At 46.9% G+C, this 13,086-nt stretch carries 10 protein-coding genes; 3 read left to right on the top strand and 7 right to left on the bottom strand.

What is annotated here, in order from left to right:
• Positions 1 to 77: 77 nt before the first annotated feature.
• Both ACZ5XY_RS07435 and ACZ5XY_RS07430 read right to left on the bottom strand, forming a co-directional pair.
• Entirely contained in the window at positions 78 to 1,814 is a 1,737-nt protein-coding gene (locus tag ACZ5XY_RS07435; RefSeq protein ID WP_464740378.1) for an AMP-binding protein, read from the bottom strand.
• A 194-nt stretch (positions 1,815 to 2,008) separates the two neighbouring features.
• Positions 2,009 to 3,751: a vWA domain-containing protein gene (locus tag ACZ5XY_RS07430; protein ID WP_464740376.1), complete on the bottom strand. Its 1,743-nt coding sequence runs from the start codon at positions 3,749 to 3,751 to the stop codon at positions 2,009 to 2,011.
• A 310-nt stretch (positions 3,752 to 4,061) separates the two neighbouring features.
• On the opposite strand from ACZ5XY_RS07430, the gene parC reads away from it, so the two are divergent.
• On the top strand, positions 4,062 to 6,335 hold the full coding sequence (gene parC, locus ACZ5XY_RS07425; protein WP_464740374.1) for a DNA topoisomerase IV subunit A: 2,274 nt from the start codon (positions 4,062 to 4,064) through the stop codon (positions 6,333 to 6,335).
• A gap of 61 nt (positions 6,336 to 6,396) precedes the next feature.
• Here the strand turns inward: parC and ACZ5XY_RS07420 are convergent, their stop codons facing one another.
• On the bottom strand, positions 6,397 to 6,834 hold the full coding sequence (locus ACZ5XY_RS07420) for a hypothetical protein (RefSeq protein ID WP_464740372.1): 438 nt from the start codon (positions 6,832 to 6,834) through the stop codon (positions 6,397 to 6,399).
• 126 nt (positions 6,835 to 6,960) lie between these two features.
• Here ACZ5XY_RS07420 and ACZ5XY_RS07415 point away from each other — a divergent pair, with 126 nt between their 5' ends.
• Positions 6,961 to 7,782: a Cof-type HAD-IIB family hydrolase gene (locus tag ACZ5XY_RS07415; RefSeq protein WP_464740370.1), complete on the top strand. Its 822-nt coding sequence runs from the start codon at positions 6,961 to 6,963 to the stop codon at positions 7,780 to 7,782.
• Here the strand turns inward: ACZ5XY_RS07415 and ACZ5XY_RS07410 are convergent.
• Entirely contained in the window at positions 7,779 to 8,561 is a 783-nt protein-coding gene (locus ACZ5XY_RS07410) for a hypothetical protein (protein ID WP_464740368.1), read from the bottom strand. The two genes, ACZ5XY_RS07415 and ACZ5XY_RS07410, sit on opposite strands and share 4 nt — an antisense overlap.
• 32 nt (positions 8,562 to 8,593) lie before the next feature.
• Complete coding sequence (locus ACZ5XY_RS07405) at positions 8,594 to 9,391, bottom strand: 3-oxoacyl-ACP reductase (protein WP_464740366.1); 798 nt, start codon at positions 9,389 to 9,391, stop codon at positions 8,594 to 8,596.
• Between the two features lie 237 nt (positions 9,392 to 9,628).
• On the opposite strand from ACZ5XY_RS07405, the gene ACZ5XY_RS07400 reads away from it, so the two are divergent.
• Positions 9,629 to 10,738, top strand: coding sequence for an ABC transporter substrate-binding protein (locus tag ACZ5XY_RS07400; RefSeq protein WP_464740364.1), 1,110 nt, complete (start codon positions 9,629 to 9,631; stop codon positions 10,736 to 10,738).
• A gap of 79 nt (positions 10,739 to 10,817) precedes the next feature.
• On the opposite strand, the gene ACZ5XY_RS07395 is transcribed toward ACZ5XY_RS07400, so the two are convergent.
• Positions 10,818 to 11,837, bottom strand: a complete 1,020-nt coding sequence (locus tag ACZ5XY_RS07395) for a hypothetical protein (protein ID WP_464740362.1) — start codon at positions 11,835 to 11,837, stop codon at positions 10,818 to 10,820.
• A gap of 34 nt (positions 11,838 to 11,871) precedes the next feature.
• Entirely contained in the window at positions 11,872 to 13,059 is a 1,188-nt protein-coding gene (aroB, locus tag ACZ5XY_RS07390; RefSeq protein ID WP_464740360.1) for a 3-dehydroquinate synthase, read from the bottom strand.
• Positions 13,060 to 13,086: the final 27 nt, after the last annotated feature.

The raw sequence follows: 13,086 nt of genomic DNA, 5'->3' as shown, positions 1-13,086 counted from the left end.
GTGAAGTTTTTCGCAAATTATCACCAAGCTCAACGTTTAAAGACGCTGCTTTATCTCTTTTCAGCGCTTATTAATGGTTAAGACGCCGCTTTGGTTTTCTTTTCTTCCAATGCTCGCAAGTCTTTGCGCAAAATTTTGCCGACGTTGGATTTGGGCAACTCATCGATAAATTCGACATAGCGCGGTCGTTTGTAGCCGGTGAGGTTTTGCTTGGCAAACGCCAAGACGTCCTCGACCGTTAAGCTGTTATCTTTTCTGACCACAAAAATTTTGGGAACTTCGCCGCTTTTGTCATCAGGAACGCCAATCACGCCGCATTCTAAAATCTTCGGATGCGCGGCCATCACGTCCTCAACTTCGTTGGGGTAGACGTTAAATCCTGACACCAAAATCATGTCTTTTTTGCGGTCAACGATGGTGACGAAACCGGCGTCATCCATGATGCCAATATCACCGGTGCGAAAATAATCGTCCTCAGTCATCACCTCGCGCGTCGCTTCCTCGCGGTTCCAGTAGCCTTTCATCACTTGCGGACCGCGAACGCAAATCTCACCACGCTCGCCAAGTGCCACTTCATTGCCATCATCATCTAAAATTGCCACATCGGTTGCCGGCATCGGAATGCCAATGGTTCCGCCAAAAGTGGCTTGGTTGGCAGGGTTTGCGGTGGCAACAGGGGAAGTTTCAGACAAACCATAGCCTTGAACGATGACGTTGCCGGTGATTTGCCGCCATTTTTCCGCGGTGGTTTTTAGCACTGCCATACCGCCGCCCATCGACATTTTAAGCTTGCTGTGATTCATCGCTTTAAACTCGTCGTTGTTGGCTAGGGCATTAAATAAGGTATTAACCGCAGGGAAAAACGCTGGTGGATAGTCTTTATAGTCTTTTAATAAACTTTTGATGTCGCGCGGATTGGGAACAAGCAGCCCAAGGCAGCCACGATAAATGCCAAACATCCCGCAAACGGTAAATGAAAAAATATGATATAAAGGCAACGCGGTTAAAATAACGGGCTGCTCGCCTTTATGCTCAAAATCGTCAAACGCGCTTCCTAAAAAAGTGTCGCATTGAATGAGGTTTGCTACCAAGTTTTTATGGCTGAGCATCGCGCCTTTGGCAACGCCGGTCGTGCCGCCGGTGTATTGCAGCACGGCAATGTCGTTCAATCCAATATGGCTTGGGCGCTTATATTTACTGGCACCAACTTCATGAAGCGCTTGCTTAAAGCTGACACTTCCTGCGATGTTATATTTTGGCACCAATTTTTTCACATGGCGGACGACCATATTCACCGCAAAGCCTTTAAACGTTCCCATCAAGTCGCCCATATTGGTGATGATGACGTGGTCGACCATCTTTTTACCGATGTCTTGATAAGTTTTGGCAAAGTTTTCAACCAAAATCAGCGCTTTACTGTCCGAGTCCTTTAATTGATGCTCAAGTTCATGCTTGGTATAAAGTGGATTGACGTTCACAAGGGTCAGCCCTGCCCGTAATACGCCAATGATGGCAACCGGAAGCTGCAAAATATTGGGCATCATGACCGCCACTTTATCACCTTTTTTTAGCCCCAAAGATTGCAAATACGCCGCCATTTGCCGACTGTATAAATCAAGCTCTTGAAAGCTGATACTTGACCCCATACAAACAAACGCCGGTTTGTCGCCAAATTTAGCAAAGCTTACCTCAAAAATGTCGATGAGTGAGGTATTGTCCGGCGGCAGCTGAATGTCATAGTTGAGCCCAAGCGCCTCATAGGTTTTAAGCCAAACTTTATCGTCATGGCGGGTGCCAACACTTTGATTTTCCATAATCATCTCCTAAATTATTGTTATAACTTACTCCTTTGCCCTTTAACATACACACTTTAGGGAGTGGACTCAATACCAAAGATTGCTTGCTGAGTTTGCAAAGAAGATTGACAGCGTTTGACTGTTTTTTTAAAGTATTTTAAATAATAAAAAACCATGCCGCGATTGATCGCAGCATGGCTTACCTAGCTTGATTAACGGTTGGCAGCGGCATCTGTTGGTGATAACGCTTCGGCAAGATCAAGCAATTGCACAAAGTTGCGCCGAAGCCCATTGGGGTCAGTGGCGCTTTGGGCGCTTAAGCTTTGATTGGCTAAGCGCTTACTGTCGCTAAATTGCCAGTTGTTAATATAGTCACTGCCTTGCAATTTTTGACCAAAGCCGGCAACGGCAATAGCAAACTGGGTATCGGGGTGAGCGCGGCTGATAGCAACGGCATTGTTCGCCAAAATCGGCAGCTCAACCAGTTGCGAGCGCGCCTCAGGGGTCAGCTTATAGCGAACTTTTAAATAGCCCATTTCAGACGATTTGGCTTTTATCGCCGGATTAAGCACTTGCGGCTTGGCGTAGCGGCGCGAATCAACGCTGCCTTTTTGACCTTTTGGCGTCACTTCAAACAGCGCGACCACCGATTTTCCAGCGCCAATCTCGCCGGCATCGACTTTGTCATTGTTAAAATCAGCTTCATTGAGCAAGCGATTTTCATAGCCAATCAAGCGCCATTCGCTGACTGCTTCGGGGTTAAATTCAAGCTGAATTTTGACGTCACTTGCCACCGTATTAAAGGTTGAGGCAAGTTCATCGCTAAAGACCTTTTTGGCTTCCATGAGGCTATCGATATAGCTGTAATTGCCGTTGCCGCTGTCCGCCATTTGCTCCATCATAAAGTCGTTTAAATTGCCGCGACCAAAGCCGACGGTGGACAGCGATATGCCGCGATTGCGGTTGGCTTTGACTAAATTGAGCATTTCCTCAACGCTGCTGATGCCGACGTTAAAGTCGCCATCGGTGAGCATCAAAATGCGGTTGATGCCGTTTTTTTTCAGCGATTTTTGCGCTTCATTATAGGCAAGCTTTAGCGCGTCCTCGCCGTTGGTACTGCCTTCGGCTTGCAGGCTATTGATGGCAGCTTGGATTTTGCGCGTATCATTACCGCGCGTTGCCGGCAGCACGACTTCCGTTTCGCCAGAATAGCTGATGATGCTGATGGTGTCCTCAGCGCGAAGCTGCTTGGCCAATAAATTCAGCGCCGATTTGGCAAGTGGCAATTTGTCCGGCTCATCCATCGACCCTGAAACGTCCACCAAGAACACCAAGTTTGACGGCGGGATTTTTTTGGTAAAGCTTAAATTGTCCACCGCTTTGATGCCAACTTTTAAGATTTGGTTGCCTTGATTGGAAGCGTTCCAAGGTGAGCTGACAAGCTCAGTTTCCACCACAAATGGCGCGCGTCCCAAGCGCTTACTGTTGGCAAAGTCATAATTAAAATAGTTAATCATCTCCTCAACGCGAACGGCATCACGAGGCGGCAAGCTGCCCTCATTGAGATAGCGGCGAATGTTGGCGTAGCTTCCGGTATCGGTGTCAATCGATAAGGTAGCAACGGGATTATCAAGGGTTCGCTGAATCGGATTGGCGATATTTTTTTGATAATTGTCGCGGCTTTCAATCGTTGGTTCGTAATACGGCTCTACGGTCATCATTTCCGCTTCGCTATATGCAACCGTTGGCGCTGCCATATCGGCGTTGGCAACCTCGCTTGCCACCTCGCTATTTTGACCTCGGCTGATGCTTTTTGAACTGGTCGGCTCGCCCATGCTGTCAGACTTTTGAGCGCTACAAGCGGCAAGCATCGCGGTCATCACACCCAGATAAAGCGCTTGTTTTAACAAGGGCTTGGCTAAAAAAGCAGTTTTGGAGCTTGGATTAGGATTCATGACAATACTCCTTAATGAGCGCAAAGCGGATGGATTCAGGGACTGATTTTGTTGCTTAACTTATCAATAGATTTGGCAAACAAAATTAAGATTTTATTGTATTTAATATAGCGAATAAAGGAGCTAAATTCTAATCATTCTTAGTATTTTTTTGCGTCATCCCGCGTCGTTTAGCGTCATTTTGCCCTTTTTAATTGTCATCAATTGCTTTACGATAGCGCCATTGCCCTGATTTGGGCGTTCTGTTTTTAACAGCCGAACTTAAAAAACCAGCTTTAAACAGCAAAAATTTAAAAAGTGAATGTTGATTATGTCCGAAAGTGCTACTTTTGCTAACGATTCTTTTGAGTCACAAACGCCATTAAACGAGGCAGTTGACTCGCGCTCGGTTGCTGAATTTACTGAGCAGGCGTATTTGAACTACGCGATGTACGTGATTATGGATCGCGCGCTGCCTAACATTGCCGATGGGCTAAAGCCCGTTCAGCGGCGCATCATTTATGCCATGAGCGAGCTTGGGCTAAAAGCATCCGCTAAACCCAAAAAATCGGCGCGAACGGTCGGCGATGTCCTTGGCAAATACCACCCGCACGGCGATAGCGCTTGTTATGAAGCCATGGTATTGATGGCGCAGCCGTTCAGCTACCGCTATCCACTCATCACCGGTCAAGGCAACTGGGGCAGCCCTGACGACCCCAAATCCTTTGCCGCCATGCGCTATACCGAAGCTAAAATGTCCGCTTATGCCAACACGCTACTGGCGGAATTGGGTCAAGGAACGGTTGACTGGCAAGATAACTTTGATGGCTCACTTGAAGAGCCGGTGACGTTGCCGGCGCGGTTGCCCAATATTTTATTAAACGGCACGACGGGAATTGCCGTTGGTATGGCAACCGACATTCCGCCGCACAACTTAAACGAAGTCGTCCGCGCCGCCATTCGTTTGCTTAAAAATCCGGACTTAACCATTAAGCAATTAACCCAGTCCATCCCTGCCCCTGACTTGCCCACCCGAGCTGAAATCATCACCAGTAAAAAAGACTTGCAAGCGATGTATGAGCGCGGTCGCGGCAGCTATAAAATGCGCGCCACTTACCATATCGATGCCAAAGAAAAAAACCTCATCATCATTGATGCGCTGCCCTATCAAGTGTCCGGAAGCAAAATCCAAGAGCAAATTGCGCGCTTGATGATGGAGAAAAAACTGCCTTGGATTACCGACATTCACGACGAATCCGACCACGAAAACCCGTGCCGAATCGTGCTTGAGATGCGCTCAAGCCGTGTTGACGTTGAGCGGGTCATGAGCCATTTGTTTGCCAGCACCGACCTTGAAAGTAACTACCGCGTTAATATGAACATGATTGGGCGAAACGGTAAGCCGCAAGTCAAAAACTTAAAAGAAATCCTTGCCGAATGGCTTGAGTGCCGCCGACAAGTGGTTACTCGCCGCTTAAAGTTTCGTTTGGATAAAATCGATAAGCGCTTGCATATTTTAGCAGGCTTATTGATTGCCTATTTAAACATTGACGAGGTCATTAAAATCATCCGCGAAGAGGACGACCCAAAAGCCGCGCTTATGACAACCTTTGGCTTAAGCGACATTCAAGCCGGCGCAATTTTGGACATTCGCTTACGCCAACTGGCAAAACTTGAGGAAATGGCACTTAAAGGTGAGCAAGACGAGCTAAACCGCGAGCGCGCCACCATTCAAGAACACTTGGATAACCCTAACAGCCTTACGCAATTGATGATTGATGAGATGACGGACGACATGAAAGCTCATGGCGACAACCGAATGTCGCAGCTTATCGAGCGCGACGAGGCGCAAGCGCTTAAAGAATCCGACCTCATGCCAAGCGAACCGATCACTGCTGTGCTGTCAAAAGCGGGCTGGATCAGGGCTGCCAAAGGTCACGACGTCGACCCGCGCGGCATGAGCTTTCGCGCTGGCGACAGCTATCAGGCGCACTCGCGCGGCAAATCCAATGCCAAAATCCTAGTTCTTGACAGCACCGGTCGCAGCTACAGTGTTGACGCTCATAGCCTAGCGTCCGCTCGCGGTCAAGGCGACCCGTTAACCAGCGTCTTAAAGCCGCCATCTGGCGCGACCTTTGAGCAGCTATTATCCGGCGGGACTGATGAGCGCATTGTCCTTGCCAGCGCTCAAGGTTACGGCTTTATCAATACCCTTGGCAACTTGGACACCAACCAAAAATCTGGCAAAAGCATCATTAACTTGGGTGGCAGCCGATTGCTTCCGGTTGCAGCGTTAGACACGGCGGCAAATCCTGACCACTTAGCAGTCACCACGGACGTTGGATACTTGCTGATTTTTCCACTCGCTGAGCTGCCCACCCAAGCTCGCGGCAAAGGCAATAAATTGATTGATTTAAAAGACGGCGAAAATGTCATCAGCATCACGCCGATGGCACTGACCGACAGCCTTGTCATCACCGCAGGAAAGCGCCACGTGACTTTAAAGCCAAGCGATTTGGCAAACTATCAAGGGTCGCGCGCGGCTCGGGGCAGCAAACTGCCAAGGGGTTTTCAGAATGTGAGTGATGTTTTGGTGGCTGAATAACTATTTAGGGTCAGGTTAGGTGACTACTGCCAAAATAATCTGACCTTATTTCATGATTTATTTAAGCGCTAAAATGAGCATAAACTTGCGCAAAAATGATGAACATTGCTGCGATAATCCAATATTGAATTCGCGGCTCAGGGCGGTAAATGATAAACTGGCTTGGATTTTTGGGATTAATATATATCGTCACAGCATTTATGTTGGCTAAAAAATCCTGCATTGCCGCTTTGTCTTTAAAGGAAAACTTATCCCACTGAAAGTAAAGCTCGCCAGAGATAGATTTGTGGTTATAATCGGTGGTAAAAGAGATATAAGGCTCGTGAAGCTTCATCAATCCTGCCATCTCAACAAGTCTTTCCTTATAGATGATCTCTTTATCCAAATCATAAATAATTCGTTTGTCCCAAATTTTGCCAAAAATAAATGCGGTTAGCCTATCCTTAAGGGCGACAAGAACGAAAATAGCGGATAACGTGTATAATACGGCTAACTCCAAAACTATCTCCTTGATTTAAAAAGATATTCACTTTAAATTGCTTTAAACCCTCGTTAAATATCTATAAAATACAAACTAAAGTTTATTATAGCTGATAAAAAGCTGCTTTGATACAAAAGGACGCCCATGCCAACCCTCACCATCGCCACCGAAAAAATTGCCGTCCCCACCCCAAAAATGATTTTTTTTGACATCGACGACACCTTAAGCCGAAACGGTAAAATCGCCCCAAACAACAAAGCAACCCTTGAGGCGCTTGCCGATACCGACATCAAGCTTGTCATCTCAACCGGTCGCTCCAAAGTCATCTTGCCGCCCGACATCACCGAACTGCTTGACGCCGGCGTATTGGACGCCATCATCTGCATGAACGGTCAATACAGCTTTGACAACGAGCGCATCATCAGCCACTACCCTTTGAGCGCAGCGCAGGCGACCACCATCGCCGACCTTTGCAACCAAAGCGGTCTGGTCTATAAGTTCGACGCCGAATCACAAATCGTCTGGTCAGATGAGCACGAATGGCAAACCACCTACCACGACAAAATCAAAAGCTGCAGCATCATCGACCCCGACTACTGCAGATTTAACACCGTTTATCAATGCTCAGTATTTTTTGACAATCAAGATGAAAAAATGCAGGACGTTAACTTTGATCATCACGCGCTAAAACTGGTGCATTGGCATTCAATTGTAGGCGATATTTTGCCGATTGACGCCTCAAAAGCGCGCGGCATTTTGGACGTTTGTAAGCATTTTTCGGTCGATGCTCGCGACTGCATGGCATTTGGGGATGGGCTAAACGATTTAGAAATGTTTGATTTGGTCGGTTTTGCGGTGGCAATGGGCGATGGTAAAGATGAGTTAAAAGCCCGCGCTAATTTAATTACGGGCAGTATTGAGGAAAATGGCATTCAAAAGGTGGTTGAGCATTTTTTAGCAAGCTAAGCTAATGGCTCAATTTTTGGTTGCTCAATTTCCGCCCAAATCTTACTAAATAGTTGCTTCAGTTCAAAAAGCATTTCGCTACTTAGTGGCGTTGAAAAATGCCGAACGCCATGAACGGGAATGCCATTGACCTCGGTTTTAACATAAAAGTCCATAAGCTTGCTGCTTGAGCTGTCTTTGGTGACCCGAATGGGAAGCTGACGTGATGGCATTTCACTTCGAGACTTTCGCGGATTTTGGTAGCGTTTGATAAATTCATCAAAGGTTCGCCAACCGATACAAACAATGTGCTTGGGCGCAATTTGTGCAAGTGGCAATTGCATTAACTCTTGATGTTCAAGCTGCATTGATTTAGGCAGTTGTTTAAGCTGAGCTTTTACCACGCTTTCGGTCGGACTGGCAAAATAGGACAGCAAACTGGTCTCGGCGCAGCGCTCAAGCTTTGCCACATCACCAAGACACGCCACATCAATCACGCGGCGGGCAAAGCGATTGCTAATTGCTGCTTCCTCAATAAATTTGCAAGGCAAGCTTTTAAAATCAACCAGTTTGGTATTGTTTTGCCGAGCGGTTAAGTCATACCAATAGCGATGACCGGGGTTGATGCCGATAAATAAAATATCAGGATGATTAAGCTTTCCGGTGATAAAGTGACCGGCAAAAAATAGCGGATTGTCCCCCAAATACGGGTTAGCGCGGATTACAAAGTCGTTGATTTGCTGCTGTTTTTGCACCAAAACTTTTTCTAAAGACCAGTCTATTATCGCGTTATCTGCCATGATTGTTTTAACCTTTAATAGCTCATAATAGCTTACGGCATGGTCAAGCCGCCATCAACGGCAATCGACTGACCGGTAATAGCAAGGCTTAAATCGGACGCCATAAGCACCACCGAGTTGGCAAAATCGCTGACCGAAGTTGCTTGGCGAAGCGGTGTGGTGGTAGCGATATAATCAAAGACTTCCTCAGTGGTAAGGCTACTGGCATCGGTAGTTTTGAGCAGCCCGCCTGCCAGCAAATTGACGCGAATCCCAAATTGACCAAGCTCGCTTGCTAAATTGCGCGTCAGTCCAATCAGCGCCGATTTGGCGGTGGTATAGTCGTAATACGTCACCACAGGGTTATAAACCAAGTTGGTTGAGATGTTGATGATTTTGCCCATTTGCTGCGATTTCATTTGTGGTAAGACCGCTTGAACGGTATTGACCGCACCTTGAACAATGCCCTCAATTTGCTGCGAAAAATGCGACCATTTAACGGTTTCAATGCTTGTAAACTCAGCATTTGGATTAAACTGATAATTTGGTAGCGCATTATTCACCAAAATGTCGATTTTCCCAAAGCGGTTAACAACTTCAGCGCTCAGCGCTTGCATTTGTTTAAGGCTGGTCACATCGCCTTGATAAGCAAATGCTGTGCCACCTGCGGCGATGATTTCTGCTACTACCTTTTCAGCAGCGTCTTTACTGTTTAGATAATTGACGCAAACGCTTGCGCCGCTAGCTGCCAATTGCTTAGCGATTTGAGCGCCCAAACCACGACTTGCGCCGGTGACAATCGCCACTTTATCGGTCAATAGCGCAGGAATGGTTATTGCATTATCAGTCATGGTCTAACTCCTTTTATCTTAATTTTATTGCTAATACTTTTGTAGTGATTCAATCAGCCATCATCATAGCATGGTTAAGTACGCTTTTTTTTGCTTATCGCTCCATGTTTTAGCGGCAATTACTTTTGCTTTCGCCCTTTAAATTGCGACAACTCATAACCATAATCATATAACGAATAACGCTATCCGCCGTTTTATTGACCATTTTTACTTGTTAGCTGATTGAGGAGCGCCGTTTTGACCGTAACCATTCATTATCCGACTGCCAAAATTTTGCCAAGGATTCTTGCTTGCGCCGTTATCGCCGCAAGCCTCACCGGCTGTAATAAGGCGGACAATTCGGCGGCAACTGGTGCAAATAGCACCGGCGAGACGCTTAATTTGTACAACTGGTCGGAATATATGCCGCAAGAGATTTTGGACGGCTTTGAGCAAGAAACCGGAATCAAGGTCAATTACACCACCTTTGATTCAAACGAGGCGATGTACGCCAAACTCAAATTGCTCGACACTTCAAGCCAGTACGATTTGGCGGTGCCCTCGACCTATTATGTTGAAAAAATGGCAAACGAAGGCTTATTACAAGAGTTGGACAAGTCCAAATTAAGCAATTTTAAAAATTTGGACACCTCATTTACCAACACCAAAGTTGACCCTGATAACAAATACTCGATCCCTTATATGTGGGGCAGCACGGGACTTGCCATCAATGGCGATGTGATTGACCCGAAAACGGTAAACAGTTGGAATGACCTTTGGCGACCGGAGTATAAAGGTCAGGTGATGCTGATGAATGACTTGCGCGAGGTGTTTGGTATGGCGCTTTTAACCCTTGGTCATTCGGGAAATAGCCGAAACCCTGAGGAAATCAAAGCGGCTTATGAAAAGCTGACCACGCTCATGCCAAACGTAAAAACCTTTAATTCGGACGCTTCAAGAATGCCGTATATCGAGGGCGAAACCAATATCGGCATGACTTGGAATGGCGAGGCGGTCATGGCAAACAACGAGGGCTTAACAAGTCTGGTTTACAAATACCCCACTGAGGGCGCGCTACTTTGGATGGACAATTTTGTCATTCCCAAAAACGCCAAAAACGTTGAGGCGGCTCATAAATTTATCGATTATTTATTGCGACCTGAAAATGCCAAAATCGTGAGCGAAGAAATTGGCTATGCCTCACCCAATATTGAGGCGCGAAAGCTGATGGATGACAGCGTCCGTAACAACCCAACCATTTATCCAAGCAAAGACATTTTAGCCAAAGCGGAATTTCAAGAAGATGTTGGCGATGATGCGCTACAACTGTATCAGCAGTATTGGGATAAACTTAAAGCCAATCGTTAATTTTTATTATTACTCATAAAAAACCCTGCTTAACTGGCAGGGTTTTTAGTATTACTAAGATAGTTTTTCTCGTAACGACCTATTTTGACTTGTCGTCAATAAGCTCTTTCATGCTGTCGCCTTTATTGTCTTTGCTCGCATTTTTATTGGCTTTGTCGTCCGCTTTTTTGTTTTCTGACTTTTTATCCGCCTTATTGTCTGACTTGCTGTCACTTGGCGGCTTTGGCGCAGGAACGGCAGGCGGCTTTTTGGTCTCATCGACACGATTGTCCGCGCTGTTGACAGCTTCTTCTGTCACCGTACGCTCTTCATTAACCGACAACGTATCCGATTGATTTTTCGATTGTTTGATGCTCTCTGCTTTGCTATCACTTGACCCCGATTCTTTTTTGGGCTCAGGTTTTGGCTGCGGTCTTGGTCGTACCGGAACTTCACGCTTGGTCGGTTGCAACTTGACCGTTCGCGTGCGCTTCGAGCTTAAATCTTTAATCGGTTCTGGGCGCTCGTAGTTGTCAATGATATTGACATAACGGTTGATTTCTTCAGGAATAACGCGAACGTTTGCCGGAAGTCCAAAATCGACCAGTTTTGCTGCCCCCATGGCTTCTTGCGGGCTTCCCATCAAGCCATAAGTAAGCATATAGCGCAGCTGATTGTCCTCATCGCGGTAACGAAAGTAAGCAAACTTCTCACGGTCATCGCGACCATCTAAATAGCTGACCACCACGTCATTTTCAGCCACGTTCATCACCTGAACGGTCCATTTGCCTTTATTGGCAAGCAAATAGCGCTTGTCTTTAAATTCGTCAGGGTAATTGCGCAAATCGCGAACGGTGTCCTCAAAGCTGATGGGCTGAACGTCCGCATCAAGCTCATGCAAGGGTTCAACTTGCGTCGGCTGAGTCAGCTCTTCTTCAAGCGGCGGCGCAGTTGCAGCTAAAGGTGCATTTTCAATCTTGGTGGTCACTTTTGGGGTCTGATTGACCATCCAAATTAAAGCCGTGACCACGCCAAGAATAAGGGTCATCATCAACCAAATCAAAGCTTGGCGGCGGTATGAATTACGATCTTGGCGCGTCGCTTGTGGTGATGCGACCATGGAACTATCCTTTCAAAATTAATAGAAGCGCCGCTTAAGCGTTCTGTAAATGGCTGTTGCTACACGCTGACGGCGAATGTTCTAAGTTCGCAGGTTCTGATAGCACTTGGGCTAACAACTCACTGTCAAAATCTTTGGTGATGACAGCGTCTCCTAACGATTTTAACAAAATCAGCCGCAGTTGTCCGTGCTTGACTTTTTTATCATGACCCATCAAATCAAGGGCGGTTGCCACCGAAATGGGCGGCGGCTTGATGGGCAAATTGGCAAGGGTTAACACCCGCTCAATTCGAGCAACGTCAGCTGAGCTTAGCCAACCCAGCTTTTGTGATAATTTTGCAGCTTGAACCATGCCGGCAGCCACTGCCTCACCGTGAAGCCAGTTGCCATAACCTTCATGGGTTTCGATGACATGACCAAAGGTATGACCGAAGTTTAAAATGGCGCGGATTCCCGACTCGCGCTCATCACTTGCCACAATGTCGGCTTTATATTGACAGCAGCGTTTGACCGCCTCACCAAGAACGCTTAAATCAAGCGCCATCATGGCAGGTAAGTTGGTTTCAAGCCAAGTCAAAAAGCCTTCATCCATGATTAAAGCGTATTTGATGACCTCGGCAAGCCCTGCGGACAGCTCTCGCGGCGGCAAGGTTTTCAGCGTTGCCATATCGGCAAGCACCAATTGCGGCTGCCAAAACGCGCCAATCATGTTTTTGCCTTTAGGGTGATTGATGCCCGTTTTACCGCCAACGCTTGAGTCCACTTGCGATAGCAGCGTCGTTGGGATTTGGATAAAATCCACGCCGCGCATAAAGCTTGCTGCGGCAAAGCCGGTCATATCGCCGACCACGCCGCCGCCAAGCGCAATCAAGGTGACATCGCGGTTAAAATGGCTGTCCATCAGCGCATCATAAATCTGGTTGATGCTGTCTTGAGTTTTATACTGCTCACCGTCTTTTAAAATACAAGTGGCAACGTTAAATTGCGCCCCAAGATTTTGTTTTAGCTTGGCTAAATACAGCGGCGCGACCGTCTCGTTACTGACGATTAACACCTGCTGACCTTGGATAAACGGCGCAATATAATCTGCCATAGCAACGCTTGCTGACGCCGCTTGATGAGCCACTTGGGTGATGACAATGGGATAATCATGGCTTTGGGTTTTTACCCACAACCCATCATCTTTGTTTTGTAGCGTTGGCATTGAGGTGCTAACAGTCATCCTCTACTCCTAAATGTAATTGTCCGT

The organism is Psychrobacter sp. GTC18467, from assembly GCF_055397455.1.
The sequence above is the reverse complement of the archived record's forward strand: the minus strand, read 5'-3'. Positions and strand labels throughout refer to the sequence as shown.

Bases quoted from the DNA above. Each gene is read 5' to 3' on its own strand.
- ACZ5XY_RS07435 (WP_464740378.1), bottom strand. From the start codon at position 1,814: ATGGAAAATCAAAGTGTTGGCACCCGCCATGACGATAAAGTTTGGCTT.
- ACZ5XY_RS07430 (WP_464740376.1), bottom strand. From the start codon at position 3,751: ATGAATCCTAATCCAAGCTCCAAAACTGCTTTTTTAGCCAAGCCCTTG.
- parC (WP_464740374.1), top strand. From the start codon at position 4,062: ATGTCCGAAAGTGCTACTTTTGCTAACGATTCTTTTGAGTCACAAACG.
- ACZ5XY_RS07415 (WP_464740370.1), top strand. From the start codon at position 6,961: ATGCCAACCCTCACCATCGCCACCGAAAAAATTGCCGTCCCCACCCCA.
- ACZ5XY_RS07410 (WP_464740368.1), bottom strand. From the start codon at position 8,561: ATGGCAGATAACGCGATAATAGACTGGTCTTTAGAAAAAGTTTTGGTG.
- ACZ5XY_RS07405 (WP_464740366.1), bottom strand. From the start codon at position 9,391: ATGACTGATAATGCAATAACCATTCCTGCGCTATTGACCGATAAAGTG.
- ACZ5XY_RS07395 (WP_464740362.1), bottom strand. From the start codon at position 11,837: ATGGTCGCATCACCACAAGCGACGCGCCAAGATCGTAATTCATACCGC.
- aroB (WP_464740360.1), bottom strand. From the start codon at position 13,059: ATGACTGTTAGCACCTCAATGCCAACGCTACAAAACAAAGATGATGGG.